This window comes from Mucilaginibacter sp. (assembly GCF_036383575.1).
Taxonomy (GTDB): Bacteria; Bacteroidota; Bacteroidia; order Sphingobacteriales; family Sphingobacteriaceae; genus Mucilaginibacter.
Genome location: NZ_DASVOB010000304.1, coordinates 1 through 16,198, shown reverse-complemented (window position 1 = coordinate 16,198; position 16,198 = coordinate 1). Strand labels below are relative to the sequence as shown.

At 39.8% G+C, this 16,198-nt stretch carries 17 protein-coding genes and 2 tRNA genes; 8 read left to right on the top strand and 11 right to left on the bottom strand.

The features are described 5' to 3' along the window. From VF500_RS10650 to VF500_RS10630, 5 genes are all read left to right on the top strand, one after another. Positions 1-649 (top strand): metallophosphoesterase family protein (locus VF500_RS10650; protein ID WP_330859653.1); only part of this gene is annotated, 649 nt, incomplete at its 5' end. 46 nt (positions 650-695) lie between these two features. Continuing rightward, on the top strand, positions 696-1,232 hold the full coding sequence (locus VF500_RS10645) for a YceI family protein (protein ID WP_330859652.1): 537 nt from the start codon (positions 696-698) through the stop codon (positions 1,230-1,232). A gap of 5 nt (positions 1,233-1,237) precedes the next feature. Continuing rightward, positions 1,238-1,660 carry a c-type cytochrome gene (locus VF500_RS10640; RefSeq protein ID WP_330859651.1) on the top strand — a complete coding sequence of 141 codons (423 nt, stop codon included), beginning with the start codon at positions 1,238-1,240 and terminating at the stop codon, positions 1,658-1,660. Between the two features lie 55 nt (positions 1,661-1,715). Beyond that, complete coding sequence (locus VF500_RS10635) at positions 1,716-2,729, top strand: sensor histidine kinase (RefSeq protein WP_330859650.1); 1,014 nt, start codon at positions 1,716-1,718, stop codon at positions 2,727-2,729. After that, the gene (locus tag VF500_RS10630) at positions 2,726-3,442 is read left to right on the top strand and encodes a LytTR family DNA-binding domain-containing protein (protein ID WP_330859649.1); all 717 of its coding nucleotides are present in this window, start codon (positions 2,726-2,728) and stop codon (positions 3,440-3,442) included. Before VF500_RS10635 ends, VF500_RS10630 begins: the two co-directional genes overlap by 4 nt. Before the next feature lie 26 nt (positions 3,443-3,468). Here VF500_RS10630 and VF500_RS10625 read toward each other — a convergent pair whose 3' ends face one another. Both VF500_RS10625 and VF500_RS10620 read right to left on the bottom strand, forming a co-directional pair. Beyond that, on the bottom strand, positions 3,469-4,554 hold the full coding sequence (locus tag VF500_RS10625; protein ID WP_330859647.1) for a hypothetical protein: 1,086 nt from the start codon (positions 4,552-4,554) through the stop codon (positions 3,469-3,471). 175 nt (positions 4,555-4,729) lie between these two features. Continuing rightward, positions 4,730-5,218: an Lrp/AsnC family transcriptional regulator gene (locus VF500_RS10620; protein WP_121227502.1), complete on the bottom strand. Its 489-nt coding sequence runs from the start codon at positions 5,216-5,218 to the stop codon at positions 4,730-4,732. Between the two features lie 164 nt (positions 5,219-5,382). On the opposite strand from VF500_RS10620, the gene VF500_RS10615 reads away from it, so the two are divergent. Then, a complete protein-coding gene (locus VF500_RS10615) occupies positions 5,383-6,759 on the top strand; it encodes an MFS transporter (RefSeq protein ID WP_330859646.1) in 1,377 nt (458 codons plus the stop codon). Here VF500_RS10615 and VF500_RS10610 read toward each other — a convergent pair. From VF500_RS10610 to VF500_RS10600, 3 genes are all read right to left on the bottom strand, one after another. After that, complete coding sequence (locus VF500_RS10610) at positions 6,733-7,269, bottom strand: DinB family protein (RefSeq protein WP_330859645.1); 537 nt, start codon at positions 7,267-7,269, stop codon at positions 6,733-6,735. The two genes, VF500_RS10615 and VF500_RS10610, sit on opposite strands and share 27 nt — an antisense overlap. Positions 7,270-7,374: 105 nt before the next feature. Beyond that, on the bottom strand, positions 7,375-7,788 hold the full coding sequence (locus tag VF500_RS10605; protein WP_330859644.1) for a VOC family protein: 414 nt from the start codon (positions 7,786-7,788) through the stop codon (positions 7,375-7,377). 49 nt (positions 7,789-7,837) lie between these two features. Beyond that, a complete protein-coding gene (locus tag VF500_RS10600; RefSeq protein ID WP_330859643.1) occupies positions 7,838-8,275 on the bottom strand; it encodes an AraC family transcriptional regulator in 438 nt (145 codons plus the stop codon). 429 nt (positions 8,276-8,704) lie between these two features. Here VF500_RS10600 and VF500_RS10595 point away from each other — a divergent pair. Together VF500_RS10595 and VF500_RS10590 are read left to right on the top strand one after the other, a co-directional pair. Continuing rightward, positions 8,705-8,778, top strand: a tRNA-Pro gene (locus tag VF500_RS10595). Between the two features lie 96 nt (positions 8,779-8,874). Then, positions 8,875-8,948, top strand: a tRNA-Pro gene (locus VF500_RS10590). A gap of 287 nt (positions 8,949-9,235) precedes the next feature. Here VF500_RS10590 and VF500_RS10585 read toward each other — a convergent pair. The 6 genes from VF500_RS10585 to VF500_RS10560 form a co-directional block, all read right to left on the bottom strand. Next, positions 9,236-9,457 carry a hypothetical protein gene (locus tag VF500_RS10585; protein WP_330859642.1) on the bottom strand — a complete coding sequence of 74 codons (222 nt, stop codon included), beginning with the start codon at positions 9,455-9,457 and terminating at the stop codon, positions 9,236-9,238. A gap of 164 nt (positions 9,458-9,621) precedes the next feature. Further along, complete coding sequence (locus VF500_RS10580; protein ID WP_330859641.1) at positions 9,622-10,563, bottom strand: hypothetical protein; 942 nt, start codon at positions 10,561-10,563, stop codon at positions 9,622-9,624. 3 nt (positions 10,564-10,566) lie between these two features. After that, positions 10,567-12,018 (bottom strand): MBOAT family O-acyltransferase, encoded by a 1,452-nt coding sequence (locus tag VF500_RS10575; RefSeq protein WP_330859640.1) that lies wholly within the window; start codon positions 12,016-12,018, stop codon positions 10,567-10,569. Positions 12,019-12,225: 207 nt separating this feature from the next. After that, on the bottom strand, positions 12,226-12,663 hold the full coding sequence (locus tag VF500_RS10570; RefSeq protein ID WP_121227489.1) for a helix-turn-helix domain-containing protein: 438 nt from the start codon (positions 12,661-12,663) through the stop codon (positions 12,226-12,228). Between the two features lie 607 nt (positions 12,664-13,270). Further along, positions 13,271-14,716, bottom strand: coding sequence for a PAS domain-containing protein (locus tag VF500_RS10565; protein WP_330859639.1), 1,446 nt, complete (start codon positions 14,714-14,716; stop codon positions 13,271-13,273). A 182-nt stretch (positions 14,717-14,898) separates the two neighbouring features. Continuing rightward, the coding region (locus VF500_RS10560) for a nucleoside-diphosphate sugar epimerase/dehydratase (protein ID WP_330859638.1) at positions 14,899-16,198 on the bottom strand (1,300 nt) is incomplete at its 5' end.

The following is a 16,198-nucleotide window of genomic DNA, read 5'->3' as shown; positions in this document are numbered from 1 at the left end:
ATTACATACCGGCGACCTGTCGCACCTGGCACAGGCAGATGAGTTTGACACGCTTGAACAATCGCTAAAAAGTGTAAAAGCCGAAAAGATATTTTATGTGCCCGGCGAACATGATGTTACAGATAATGGCAAGCTATACCTGGAGCGTTACGGTAAAGGTACGCTGGGGGATGGCTGGTACAGTTTCGACTCGCATGATGTTCATTTCATCGGCCTTGTGAACGTGACCAATCATGTTGACGGAGGCTTGGGTTACATTGGCCCGGCCCAGTTAAAATGGTTGGAGAATGATCTGAAGCCCTTATCCAACAGCACCCCTATAGTAGTTTTCGCGCATATTCCGCTTTGGGCTATTTACCCGCAATGGGGCTGGGGTACCGACGATAGCGCCCAGGCCCTGGCTTTATTGAAGCGTTTTGGGTCGGTATCGGTATTAAACGGGCATATTCACCAGACAATTCAAAAGGTGGAGGGTAATATTACTTTCCACACGGCCAATTCAACGGCATTTCCTCAGCCCGCCCCGGGTAGTGCGCCATCTCCTGGACCTATGAAAGTCCCTGCCGAAAAACTCCGCAGCTTTTTAGGGCTAACCAGTGTGAATTATGTTGAACATGATCATCGCTTGCTATTACCGATACCCCTTTAATACAAGTTGAAAAAGTAACCGAACAGAAATGATGACCAGACATAATATGAAAAGGACGTTGTTGTTGCTGATGATGGTTTGCTTTTCTGTGATAAGTAAAGCTCAATATAAGCCCGTTGAGCAAAGTTCAAGCTTGAAATTTACTGTGAAAAATCTTGGCTTTGGAGTTGACGGAACATTTAGCGGTTTTGAAGGGAATATCAACTTTGATCCTCAAAACGCCGCGGGCAACAGTTTTGATGTGACTATCAATGCATCGACAGTAAATACTGATAATGGCTTGCGCGATGAACATTTAAGAGGTGAGAATTATTTTGATGTGAAGGATTATCCAAAAATCAGGTTGACATCGGGGAAAGTGGCCGTGTTAAATAAAAGTGGAATGTATCAGCTAACAGGAGAGCTGACAATGAAGGGTAAGACAAAGCCGGTATCATTCCCTTTTTCGGCTACGCCTGCTGCCGATGGCTATCTTTTTAAAGGATCATTTAAAATAAACCGGAAGGATTTCGGGATAGGTGGCACAAGCACCATTGCCGATGAGCTTGAAGTAAATATCAGCGTAACCGCAAAGAAAGGTTAAAAGTGATGAGAATAAAAGTAAACAGGAAACTTGCCGTCATTACGGTATTAGGTGTTTCGTTAACGGGCACTGCGGCAATGGCTATAAACAAACCCGAACCGGCGCACTATGAAAACCTGAAAGTATTACCGAAGGATATCAGTTCGCACGATTTGCAAAGCATTATGGCCGACGATTTTGAAGACGGGCTTGGTGTTACCTGCGGTTTTTGCCACGCGAATGCGAAGGACGGCCATGGCCTTGATTTTGTAAGTGATGCAAAGCCTGAAAAGGAAATAGCCCGGCAAATGATGCGTATGACTATCGGTATCAATAAAAAGTATTTTAAGCTTAAACACGCTAAGGTAGGCAACCCTGCGCTGGTGGTTTCATGTACTACCTGTCATAAGGGCCAGGCATTTCCTGATGGCGGCCCGGGTAATAATTAATTGTAAATTGCTTTATAAATCAAAGAGTAATAACCTGAGTAAATAATCCGAAGAATTGAAATTCAACAAAGTAGTATATCATATAGCATTTTGGCTGCTGGCGTACCTTTTCTGGATCTTTATTTTCAGGAACGGTACGCTGGTGTTAACCCACGCCATAACAATCCAGTTTTGTTACCTGGTTTTTGTTTCGGCAAATTATTACCTCAATACGCTTTATGCAATCCCGCATTTGCTTAATAAAAAGCGGTATGTAACATTTGGTCTCGTTTTTTTAACGGGGATCTTTATAACTGCCCTTGTCAGGGTGCCGGTATCAGCGTGGGTTGTAACTCATATTTTTAAAATGAATGCCCGGTTCAGCGCTGTTTCGGTCTTTACCGATTCCTTTGTTAATATCCTGTTTTGGGTGGTTTGTATCCTGGCAGCTCAAATGGTAATCGAAAAAATGCGGTCTCAAGTTTATATTGAGCAAATTGAGAAGGAGCGGGCAACCAATGAGCTTAACTTTTTAAGGGCACAATTTAATCCGCATTTTTTGTTTAACTCTATCAATTCTATATACGGGCATATTGATAAATCAAATAAGGATGCAAGGGATATGTTGCTGGTATTTTCAGAAATGCTGCGTTACCAGTTGTACGAATGCAATGTTGAGCAAATAGACCTGAACAGGGAGATCAATTACATCCGCAATTATATAGCTATTCAAAAGGGGAGGATAGATGAAATGGTGATGGTGAATTTGTGTGCCGATGATATTAACGGGCAGGTTTATGTGGCACCCCTGTTATTTATAGCTTTTGTAGAAAATGCCTTTAAATATGTAGGCTTTAATGAAGGTAGGGTGAACAAGGTGGATATCAGCCTGAGGCAGGAAGGGAATAACCTGCATTTCAGGGTTTATAATACCAAGGATAATTTCACCGGCCGGGATGAGCGGTCGTCGGGCTTGGGGATAGCTAATACTAAACGCCGGCTTGAGATCCTTTACCCTCAAAAGCACCGGCTTGACATAACCGACAGCGGCGATAGTTTTGAAATAAATTTAGTATTGCTGAATATATGATACTTAAATGCCTGATTATAGATGATGAGCCTATAGCGCGTAAGTTGCTGCAGGAGTATATTGAAGAGACCGATTTTTTGGTGCTATCGGGCGCAGCCGAGAATCCGCTGAAGGCTACCAGCCTGATCAATAAACTGGATATCGATTTGATTTTCCTTGATGTGAATATGCCTAAGATGAATGGCTTTCAATTTCTTCGTTCGGCGGCGAAATTGCCCATGGTGATCATGACAACAGCTTATGGCGAATATGCACTTGAGGGCTTTGAAATGGCCGTGGTTGATTACCTGGTGAAGCCATTCTCGCTGGAACGTTTTCTGAAAGCATCACAAAAAGCACTCGAGTTGCAAATATTAAAGCAAAAGGCATCGCCTCCCAAAAATGAAGCCGATCATTTTTATGTTAAGTGTGATGGGAAAATTGAACGGGTAGTGTATGCCGAATTGATTTACGTTGAGGCCATGGCCAACTATGTAACGCTTTATACGCTTCATAAAAAGCTGGTTGTGTATCTTACCGTTAAAGGTTTACAGGAAAAACTACCAGCTGATAGATTTATCCAGGTGCATAAAAGTTATATTGTTAATACCGCGATGATCAGTAATATTGAAGGTAATATGCTTAACCTTAACGGCAATAAGATTGGTATAGGCTTAAGTTTTTATGACGATGTAATGGATAGAATTTTAAAGGGCAGGCTTTTTAAAAGGTAAATATGGCCTACTCTTCCCATTAATTCCTAATTGTTTTTTAAGCCGATCTGGTGGTTGCTGTAATCCGTTAAATATTCGTTGCTGATGAAAAAATCGAGACTGAAAATGGTACGGTAATCGCCCGTATTATTTGGATTTTGCACTTCTGTTAAATTTCCGGTGCTTGATGTTGTATAAGTATAAACAAAACCTTTGTTGGTGGTTATGGTAACTGTTGAGTTTGAGGGAAGACTGCCTACTGAAGTAGTTGCCAGCCTGTCTTCAATAACGGTAGTCGATGGTGTTCCGGTATCAAACAGGATCTGTCCGGAAATAGTATTGCCGTTGTATGCAATAGTTGCAGGGATATTAGGTGAATACCCGCCGCTGCTTGAATAAGTAAGCGGGTGCATAATAAACCCTGCCGATGAAAGATCGCTGCTACTCAATCCAATAGTTAACAGGTTACTTACATAAGTACCGCTGGTAGAAAACAGGCTTTTATTTAACGTAGCCAGTTTAAACCCGCTTGTTAAGTTGGTGCCGGTATTAAAGTACCTTAAAGGACTTTGAATTTCGCTGGTCACATAGCTTGTGCCGGGGCCAACACCAAAAACATCGCTGGCATGGGCGGGTAATTTTGCGCCGGTTTCATCAAGTATTTTGTAATATAAAAAAAACGGCACCCTTTTTAAGGCAAGGTTACCCTGTGCATCGCCAATGGTAATATTGGCGTAGGCTAAGTTGCCGTATTCTTTGGTTGAGCTCAATTGGTCGCCAAAACTTATTGTTCCCTTGGTGCTGGTTACCGTGATACCGTTCACAACCACCGAATCGCCTGTAACCTGGATGCCTGATGATGTGATCATTGATGCCGGCAGGATATCTGTAGCATCAAGTGTCATGCCTGATGAGCCCGTATCAAATACGGTGTAATAGGTTACTGCTTTTGTACCAACCTGCGTAATAGGCAAAAATATGCGTTTGTTTATGCCGCTGGCATATTCATACAAACCGAGTGTAACGGCAGTTGTTTGGGGCGTTGTTTTCTCTTTTTTACAGGAGAAAAAAGCAATAGTTATGAATAAACAACCAATAATTTTGGATGTGAGCAGTAAATGTTTTGTAGTCATATATATCCGTTATAAACCCGGTTGATAATAAATACGATAAAAAGTCTGTTTTAGTTGGCTTTAAAAATAGGACAACAATTTAATAAGCCGGGTCAATGAATCGATAAACCAGGGTGTTGAACCGATTAATTATCCGGACATATAAACGGATTGTGAACGTAGCTATTGTACGTGGTTAAAGTAAATGATTGGTTTCTTTGATGATATCCATCACAAAAGTGCTTTTTGAATGGCCTATACCTTTTACCTCGCTTAGTTTATTTACAAAAAAGGAGTGGTAACTATCCATGCTTTCGGATACAATTTTGAGCATGAAGTCAAAATCGCCTGATATGTTATAGCATTCAATTACTTCGTCAAATTCAAGTACGGCGTTAATAAAATCTGCTCCGGCTTTGCGGCTGTGCTCGCGCAGGGTTACCATGCAAATAACCATGATCCGCTTGTTCAGCATCCGCTTATCTAAAATTGCGGTATAGCTTTTAATAACCCCGGCTTTTTCAAGGCGCTTGATACGCTCATGGGTAGGGGTAGGGCTCAGGTTGATCTTTACCGCAATTTCCCGCACGGTAAGCTTGGCATTCCGTTCAATCAACCGTAATATCTCATAATCCTTTTCATCAAGTTGGATGCTTGCTTTTTCTTGTTCTGTTTGAGGTGCCATAAAGAGGGGTTGATTGATGGTTTGTTCTTTTTTAATGCCTGGATTTTGAAGTATGTTCCAAAATTATAATAAATAATGTTGTTAATTTCTGTTGGCGTAATTTTGAAAGGACAAAACTCGTAGTTATGTCTTTGAAAAAGAACAATATCCTCATTATATCCTCAATGGCCATATTTGTCGAGGCCCTGGATATCGCAATTATCAACCTCACCATTCCGGCAATACAAAAGCAGTTTATGATAACCAACGACCAGGTTCAATGGCTGCAAACGCTTTATGTATTGTTATATGGCGGTTTCCTGATCATAGGCGGCAAGCTATCGGATGTTGTTGGGTCAAAGAAGGTTTTTATTGTCGGTGCTGCATTGTTCCTGTTAACTTCATTAGGGGCTGGTTTAGCTGGTACTTTCGCGTTTCTCAGTTTGTCGAGGGCTATACAAGGCCTGGCAGCAGCACTGATCATGCCATCAGCGCTTTCAATAGTAACACATACTTTTACCGAAGAGCAGGAGCGGAGCAAGGCCATCGGGATCTTCAGTTCGTTTGCGGCCGTTGGCTCAGGGAGTGGCCTTTCCATAGGTGGGATCATCAGCACTTACATGGGCTGGCACTGGGTGTTTCTGATCAATGTCCCCATACTGGCTTTTATTATGGTTGTGGGCTGGTTTTACCTGCCTAATGATACGCCCGAACAAAAACAGCCATCTCCTGATCTGTTTTCGGGTATTTTATTGGTGATGGGCCTGCTTATGCTGAGTTACGGTGTTCATCAACTGGGTGATATCAGGGAACAATACAAGCTTATTATGCTTTGTGCCGCCGGCGTAATAGTCTGTGTAAGGTTATTATACATCCGTTTAACCCGGCGTGCAAATCCGCTGATCGATCTTTCGGTTTTTAAGGCCCCATCAGTTATTACTGCAAATGGCGTGTTTATTTTACTGGGTGCATTTTTTACCGGGTACCTGTTTGTTATATCTCAACTGTTGCAAAAGGATATGCATTACAGCGCTGCTAAAGCCGGTTTGCTGCTTGTTCCTTTTAGCTTGTTATCGGCCATGGTAGCTAAGTTTATGCTGCCGGGTATCATGAAACGCTTAACAATTGAACAAACGGGCTTGTTAGGAATGAGCTGCATGTTAACCGGCGGACTGGTTTTAATTTGCGCGGTATTTGCAGGTTATTCGCTCCCTTTACTGCTGTTGTCAGCGGCTTTTATTTCAGGTTTGGGTATGACCATCTGTTTTACAAGCTTATCGGTGCTTGCTGTAAAAAATATTCCTAAGCAACACTACGGTTTAGCATCAAGTCTGGGTACTACAACTTACTTTTTAGGGGCCGGTGTAGGTTTATCTATACTTACTCTGTTTATGCAAAAGGGTAGCGAAGGAGCTTCGGTAAGTGGTTTATCACTTATTATACTCAGCATGTATGCTTTAATCGGTTTGCTATGGATCATTATTTACATTGTAAATGCGGTATCGCTCAAAAACACAACGGTTTCGTTAAATAAATCAGAAAGACTGCCTGATGTTTTTTAACTGGTGGATGTGTTTTTGGGTATGATAGCAAATAAGGTACAACCATTCCAATCGGGTGAGTTCACCAAAAAAGGGAACTACCAGATCGGTGCTAATCGCATACAGGTCCCTGGAGCTGATAATTTCCCTAACCTCGGAGATAGCGGTTTCTAATAATGAGATAACCTCTGATTTGCTATGCGGACCTTCTGATGGCAATATGTTTGGAGCAGATTTGAATTTTGCCTCAAAATCAAGAAACAGATCTTTGATCATTTTTACCTTTTCGGCCGGATCTCTTTCTGCCTGTTTACCGGTTCCGTTAAGTACGGGGACAAGTTGTGAATCTGATTTAAAAACATGCTCGGCTATTTGTCCGGCTGTCCAACTGTCGTCAGATAATGCAATATTAATTTGTTGCTCATTAAATAAAGCAATGGTTGAAAATAAGTTACTGGCGGTATCTTCAAATACTGCCAGTAAATTGATCCGCGCGTCGGTTTGAAGCGTGGTAGTGGTTTGATCTTTCATGATTTTTTGAAGATTGATTAATACAAATCTCCATGCAAAATCAAAATTTGCACCTTGTCGTTTGTGCCATAATTAGGGTGGTTTTGCGCCATGGAAAATAAGGCATTAGTTTTTCTTTTCGCCCAAAGAAAACCAATTTCCCGAATCGTCTTTAAACAGGGCCTCAAAACCATAAAACTCTTTGGTAGGTTCTTTGGAAAATTCAACGCCTTTGGCTTTTAACTCTTCATAAGTAGCTATCAGGTCGTTACACTCAAAAACACCAAACCCAAAAGTGCCGCGCTGTACTAAGTCACGCATTTGTTGGGCTGCTAACGAGTCGAACATCATGCCTTCGCTTATGGCCATAAGTGCTATTTCCAGCTCGGGTTGTTCGGGAGGGCAAACGGTAAGCCAACGCATTCCCGGCCCCATGGCAGCATCTGTATTTACCTTAAAGCCCAGTTTGTTTACATAAAAATCATAGGCGCTGTCCTGGTTAAGTACAAACACGCTTACATGGTTCATTTTGGTTATCATCTGTGTTTTGTTTTGAAAAGTAAAAGTCGGTATCAAAACAGATCATCCCTTATCGAAAATTGCGGTTTTGCAGCCACTCTTTTTCACTGGCAAAACAACCGGGGATAAATTTAAGGGGCGATTGCAACATCTCGGTTTGTTTTTTAAGCTCGGCCTGCTGGTAGTTTGCGGGAGAGCAGAATGTGATCTTTTTAAATAAGATTGAAAACGAGGTAACACTGTCAAAGCCCACCGCATAGCAAACATCAGCAACCGGAAGCCCCCTTTTCAATAACAACCGGGCATTTTCCACCCGCACATTGATAAGGTACTGATGCGGCGTTTTACCATAGATTTTTTTAAACAACCTGATGAAATGATATTTAGAAAAGTAAGCCTCGTCGGCAATGCCATTCAGGTCGATAGCATCATGATAATTTTTATCAATGAAGAGTTTAGCCTGTACAAGTCGGCGGTAGAGGTATATTTTAGGTAACTGATCGATCATCTGAAATATAAATATCGGTTTTTATTATTTGAAATGTACTGTCAGCCAAAACTGAGCAAGTGTTCAGTCTTTCTGGGATACAGCAGATCTATTGTGAACCATCTTTGGTGCCCCTGTACAACTTCAGAACTTTTTGTAGTGAAGGATAGGAGTCACTGTGCCGTTTTTCATTAGCCAGTAAAGTTGTTGTTCATATAAATTCATGGATTTGTGCAGATGTAAAAGAACAACATGAAAATCTTTTTTAAGTTTTTTGAGCGGAAATCAGGCATAATGACAAGGTTATTCAGGCTCCTGAAAAAACATAAAAAAATTATTTTAAGGCAATATTTTGTTAATGAGTAGATTATATGACTGCTTGAAAATTCTTTCAAAAAAAATTTTGCAACTTGATTAAAAATCCTACTTTTGCACACCCAATCAGGGAGACGGGATGTAGCGTAGCCCGGTATCGCGCCACATTTGGGATGTGGAGGCCGCAGGTTCGAATCCTGCCATCCCGACTAAAGCGATGCCAAGCATCAAAAACCCTCTAAATCGAAAGTTTAGAGGGTTTTATTTTCTGATTGGAACAATCATAGTACCCGGCGAAAGCCAAACGGGATGTAGCGTAGCCCGGTATCGCGCCACATTTGGGATGTGGAGGCCGCAGGTTCGAATCCTGCCATCCCGACAAAAGCGATACCAAATCAATGAAAGCCCTGTAAATTGTAATATTTACGGGGCTTTCTGCTCTAAGTACTTTTCTGAATGTTGTAATTATTCATGAAAACAGGTACTGTGTATAGTGATTTTGGTAGAAATTTAAATTTGCAATGGCTTGATTGTTAGATTGTTTTGTGCTGTTAACGCTCTGTTACACAAAAAAGAATCAAAACATGCAACATTTCTTAATTAGATGCGTCTTATAATAAATCTGAACCGTGGAAAAACTGACCTTAATAAATATAACCTGTTCACCTATTGGCTCATTTGTTGCCTTGCAACAATCTGCCGCTGAAGAATTTGGCACCCTGTCACAACACCGAAGCCAGCAGTACGCCATAAATACCCCTGCTTATTTTTACATAAACCATTAACTGGCAACTGAAGCACCAGTGTCATGTTGATGTTACTCATAAAGGGTATTTTATCAGCCTTTAAATGATATTTCCCGATAGTTCTTATATGTGTGTTTTTCATTGAGGAAAATGCAGTTTTAGTTAATAAATAATGCGCCGACCAGGGACGGCGCTTTATTTTACTCTTCCCCCCGATTTAAAAGTCCCAAAGCTTATTTAATGAAACCGAAAAAAAAAGCCCGATACGTTTTGTACCAGGCCTGTTAGTTGAAGTTTGGATATATATTAATTGGCTGCTTTATTCGCAGCCTGATCTATAGAGGCTGTGTTGCCAGTATTAAGCATTCCGTTTATGATGCGTTGATTAATATACGTCGAGTATTTTAAAGCCCCTTTAAAATTTAAATGTCCAAAATCAGCAAATTCATCATTCTTTATTGGGAAATTATTGAAGTCCAGGAATTTCACGTCGCCAAAATAGCGCTCTCGGATCAATGAAAACTCAGCTTCATTATTTCTGAACTCATATAAAGGGTGTTGCGGGCTACGGATCAGGAAAACATGTTTGTGCATGTTATTACAATAATCTACTATTTTTCTTAAGTATTGAAGGTTAGTTGTTGAGATTCTGTTTTTGTTTGGCGATGTCCTTGCATTTTCATTTACCGGATTACCTGCAGGTAAATGCTTTGAACTATCTATCTTGAAATATCCTCCTGTTTTTCCGGTATAATCATAGTTAAATGAAAGTGCTTTGATAAGGTTGGTACGGGCGGCTATGCCTATGCAGTTCATAAAGTATTTTGAATTATGCTTAGCCAGTAACTCCATATCAGCAAAACTCATAAAAGAGGCGTATTGCGGAAACATGTTTGACATGTAGGTATATCCCCACGTCCAGTCGTCCATTTTGTTGTCAATTTGATTGTTGGAAAATTCAATAAGTACGGTCTTTACCTGGGGATTTTGTACTAGGTACTTTTTAACTTTTTGAAAAGTGTAAAAGTAAGATTCGGCAGAGTGCGACAGGTTGGTAAAATTAGCAATGAGGGTATCATTATAGGCACATTCGGAATGCGAATGGCCAAAAAGCGCGATGGTGCTATTTTTCTTAATACTGAACTTTGAAAATTTATTTACCATATAGCCCGGAATCAGGGCAACGGCCAATATGAGCACAAAGCTCATTAAGGCAAACAATATGGTTTTAATTAAAAAGCGGTGCATTGCTTAAAATTGAAAATAAATAAACTGCTGCTCTTTCCCGGTAAATAAAAAGATCACCACCACCAGCGTGTAGTAAAAAGTTAATCTGTACCCTCTTCTTCTTAGCCAGGTTAACTTCTCTATCGCATACTGGTTTTCCCGCCCATGCCACTCAACTATTATAAAGCATATGATAAGAATGATCACTTCAAGTAGTTGAGCCCTGTTAACATCTAATTGAGGTATGGAGAAAAGCGATCTTGAAAAGATCCTGCCTATGTATTTAAACGCTTGTGTAACACTATCGGCCCTGAAAAATATCCATGCAAAAATTACCTGCAGGAATGTGAGTGACATTTGGATAAACTCAACAGGCGTTGGCATAGTTTTGCCTTTGGCTACAATTTCGAGATGGTTTCTGTTTGTTTTTAACAGGATGGAAGGAAGGATAAATAGGGCATTTAAAAGGCCCCAGATAATGAAGGTCCAGTTGGCGCCATGCCAAAAGCCACTAACCAAAAAAATGATCAAAGTGTTGCGTACTTTAAGCCAGGTACCCGTTTTGCTGCCCCCAAGGGGGATGTACAGGTAATCCCTGAACCATGATGACAGTGAGATATGCCATCTGCGCCAAAACTCTGCCATATCCCTTGAAAAGTAGGGAAAAGCGAAATTTCTAAGCAGTTCAAACCCAAAAAGCTTTGCTATACCCAAAGCCATGTCTGAATAGCCCGAAAAATCGCAATAGATTTGAAAAGCGAAGAATACAGCACCTAAAACCAGGGTACTACCTGAAAAGTGCGAGCTGTTTGCGAATATCATGTTGGCGTAGTCGGCACATTGATCGGCAATTACAGCTTTTTTAAACAGGCCCCATAATATTTGCCTAAGGCCGTTAATTGCCTCCTGGTAGTCAAATTTTCGTTGTGTTTTTACCTGGGGCAAAAGGTGTGTAGCCCGTTCAATTGGACCAGCTACCAAAAGCGGAAAAAAACTTACGAACAATGAGTAGTCAATGAAGTTTCGTTCGGCTTTAATACGGTTTTTATAAACATCAATTACATATGATAAGCCATGAAATGTATAAAAAGAGATCCCTACGGGCAGGATCACATTTAAGGTGAAAGGGCTTAAGTGGATCCCGAAGTCTGCGCCTAAAGCCGCGAGGGAAGATGCAAAGAAGTTATAATATTTAAAAACACCTAAAAAGCCCAGGTTTATGGATATACTTAACCAAAGCCAAAAGGTTTTCAGGCCTTGTGTTTTGGCCTGGAACATTTTTAATCCCGTAAAGTAATCTAAGAGGGTTGAGAAGATCAGTAAAAACAGAAACCGCCAATCCCAGCAAGCATAAAAGAAATAACTTGCTGTCATCAGCAATAAGTTTTGCTGTTGCAGCTTTCGGTTAAATACAAACCAATAAAGCACAAAAACTACTATCAGAAATATTCCGAACCCGAATGAATTAAAAAGCATGTTCTGATTAATTAAATGAAACAACCGGAGCCGGTTAATTTAAAGGGACACTGCAGGTATAGAGGTTGGAAATGGGTAGATGTATAATAGACGGCCATAACAAAATTGCTTGCTGTTTTGTAGCAATCAATTTTGTTATGACATTAAAGAGCGTGTGTACAGGTTTTTATCAATATGAAACAAGTTTTGTAATATGTCAGGTGACCCTCAATCGGGTTTTAGAGTACTTTCATTACGCAATGCCTCATTAAATTTTTCAAGCAATTTTATGTACTTATCCATCCAATAATATATGGCATCAAGCGGGGCATCTTTTGCCTCATGGGTTTCGATGTCTTTTTCAGCATTTGGAGAGTTAAATCTCAAAGCAAATTCATTTGGAAATTCCTTTGAAAAATCATGCTCTATAACGATACCTATTTGACAAATGATATCAAAGCTAAGCCTTTTGGTGTTGAACCAATTGTACAGGGTTCTGCGACTTACATTGAGTTTCCGGGCGATTTCACTTATCCCCATATGGTCGCGCCTAACAATTCGCTCTACGATTTTGCCAAAATGTAAATCTTGAGTGTCATTAATACCAATAGATCTTTGATCGTTATTGATATATGAGCTAACGGGGTAATAAACTTTGCTGTGCATAAGATTAGATTCGATTAGGTTGTCAAACTTTTAGTTGGTTAGCATATGTAATTTAGGTTATAATAAAATTGTAGGTTACTTATTGATATTTATGGTCATAAATATCCAATTTGGCTTTTCTTGAATCATGTTTTTAGATTTAGGTTGTTCATTGGTTTTAATATTTCCTACCCTTCTTTTCTATGCTGGCAAACAAATAGTAAATTTTTTGAAACTTTTGTTTTGTTGTTTGCGTAATAAAAATATGTATACTTCTCTTCTTTATTCAACCTATAAAAGGTCAAATTATACCTGTAAAGGGTGCTGATTATTGTTTGTTTAACGCATATCCACAATAATGCGTCTTTCGGTTATCCATTTTGTGCATTTTTTTGTGAGCGATAGTTAAGTTATTAAACTGCTACCGACTGAATATAGTGCTATTTTATTTTGTTTTCTATTGGGTTTAAATTTATTTCAAAATAAGATAAAATTGCACATGTCAAAGTGACGGAAACATATTAATTCGTAGATATTACGAAATGATCAATTATTTTTTGAGAGCGGTAAAAACTGAGAGGTAATTGCTTGTTAACGGGGTAGTTATTAAAAGCGAACCATTTTATGATCAAATAGGAGTAACGTCAAAAAGTATTCCTGATAACTTTTTACATTTATTGTTTTGAAGTTCAGGGTAGCCTATGATCCTTATTCGTTTTGAATTGCCACCGGCTGTTATCATTTCAACTTCAATATCAAAAGGGACTCCGTTCTTTAACGAATTTCTTAACGCTTTTTTAACCAGGCTTTGGCTTTTACCTTGTTTTACACATCTCCAAACAGCTTTTATATCCGGTACAAAATGATCAGGCAGCTCAAGGATGTTCTGAATGATCTTGTCCCACTGCGTTGTATGGGTAAGCATGTCCCTAGTCCAGGTGCCGATTTTTGAAAAAGTAGCTGCTTTTTTCAGCAGTTTTGCCGCCCGTTCATTTTCTTTCTCAATAGCTTTGACTTTAGAGATATCTTCAGTATGAACGCACAACCCGCCTACTTCGCCTGATGGCGTGAACCATGGATAGATATTCCACTTTAGCCAGCTGCGGATACCATTATTCTTTTTCAGCAGCAACCCTTCACAATGATATATGTGGCCCTGTAAACAGTGAACGTGCTGCTTTTCGCATTTCTTTTTTGTGTCGGGTAAGATCTCGTAGAGGCTTTTTTCAAGAAAATTTGTATTTTGAAGATTGTATTCGGTAACCCAGCTTTCTGAAACGGCTATAAACTGCATCTGCGTATCGAACATAGCAATAGTTATAGGAGCTTCCTCAATCAGTGTTTTATAATGATTGATGCTTTCTTTTTGAACCTGGTTGTTCTGCAGGTCTGTCGATTTCTCTTCTAAATATTTATGATAGCACGCCGAAAAGTTTGAAGGATTGGAAAAATTAAGCATTACTGCCATCTGGTTCTTGTTACAGCGCTTTTCCCTGATATACCTGTCTGCAATTTCCATTTGCAGGTACCGGTAGTATGAAAAGATAGTTCGCCCAAAACTCTGCTTAAAGTCCCTTTTTAATTTTGATTCGGATACAAAATGTTTTTTTGAAAGAGCAGAGATACTCGGAAATCCGATAAACAGGTTTTCATTTAAGGTCTTAGCCACATTTTCAAGCAACTGATCGTTTTGAGTTAAAAACTCCGGCAGTTTCTCAATTCCTGCTTCATCGTTAACGTGTTTGTTATTCAGGGGGCTAATATCCGTCATATGCGCATAAAATCCTTTTAATTCACCATCAACATAGTCTGGGTGATAAGTAACGCGCACGTTTTTGGCTTTGCCCGAATACAGGTGGATCACCTGGTCAAAAACCTGTATCTTACCTGCTAATACACCATTAATATAAGGAAGCTGTACTTCAAAAAGTGAACCCAAAATTTCTGAAAGATGCGATTTGTTGATCATATGTTCAGGAGTTATCCCAAACCAATCGGCCGTAGCTTTATTAGCATACCTGCAAATCAGGTTTTTATCCCAATAAGCAAGCATAGCCTCTGTGTGCTCCGTCACATTGAACGCTATCTCAAAAAAATTAGAATTCAGGTCAAAGGACATAAGATTCCCTCTTAAAAAATATTACTCATCGGCTTTACCCATCATAAGGCGGATGAGTATTCAGGTTATAATTTGCTTAAATCTGCAAATTATTATTGATAACCTATAAGATAGGTCATATAAAAATTACAAAAAACTCAGTTTGCCATCTGCTTATCAATTAATTTTATATCGAGCTTTTCATATTGTGAATTATTACTGATATAATCAGGTAGTATGGTTTTCATTTTCGATACCACCAGGTCAACTTCATTATGCAGGTTAAGTTCCAAAAGGTCCGTTATTAAATTGTTGATCTTGGTGTAGCTTACCGGGATGTTTTTTGAGATCTTAATGTCTTTATTATAAGTTGGTATTACCTCTTCCTCAGCATTCAATAACTCTTCATATAGTTTTTCTCCGGGACGCAAGCCTGTATAAACAATCTGTATGTCCTTGCCCGGAATAAGGCCGGCCATTTTGATCATATTAGCGGCCAGGTCGGCAATTTTTACAGGTTCGCCCATGTCAAACAAGAAGATTTCGCCGCCTTTGCCCATTACCTCTGCCTCAAGTACCAGTTGAACCGCCTCGGGGATCGTCATAAAATATCTGGTGATATCCGGGTGGGTAACGGTAACAGGTCCTCCTTTTTCAATTTGTGCTTTAAAGCGAGGGATCACTGAACCGTTTGATCCGAGAACATTGCCAAAACGGGTTGTTATAAACCGGGTTTGATTGCCTTTTGACGGGTCAGAGTTGAAAAAATGTTCTTCAAACAACAGGTTATTTAACGATTGAATATACATTTCGGCAATACGTTTTGATGCCCCCATAATGTTTGTTGGGCGTACCGCTTTGTCTGTTGATATCATCACAAATTTCTCAACGTTAAATTCAATTGAAATATCGGCCAGGTTTTTTGTGCCCCATACGTTGGTTAAAATTGCCTCAGTAGGATTATTCTCCATCATGGGCACATGCTTGTAAGCCGCCGCATGAAACACTATCTGGGGCTTGTATAAGTTAAACAGTGTTTTTATGCGCCCTGAATTTTGAATATCAGCAATAAAAACACGGGTTCGGTTGCCATACAAGCCATCTTCAATTTCCATTTGTATATCATGCAGCGGAGTTTCGGCCCTGTCACATAACACAACAAACTCGGGGTTGTACATTAATACCTGCCTAACCAGTTCTGACCCTATTGAACCTGCGGCACCTGTAATCAAGATCCTTTTACCCTTAATTTCATCTAAGATGTGTTCATTACAGATCTTTATTGGTTTTCGCTCAAGCAGGTCTTCTATTTTTAAATCTTTAAACTGGTTTAAATTAGGTTTACCGTTGATCCACTGATCTGATGATGGCACAACAATTACTTTTATGCCAAGCTCAATACATTTTTCAACAGCTTTTCTTTTTCCGTCAATTTTTATATCCTCAGATGTTATGAGC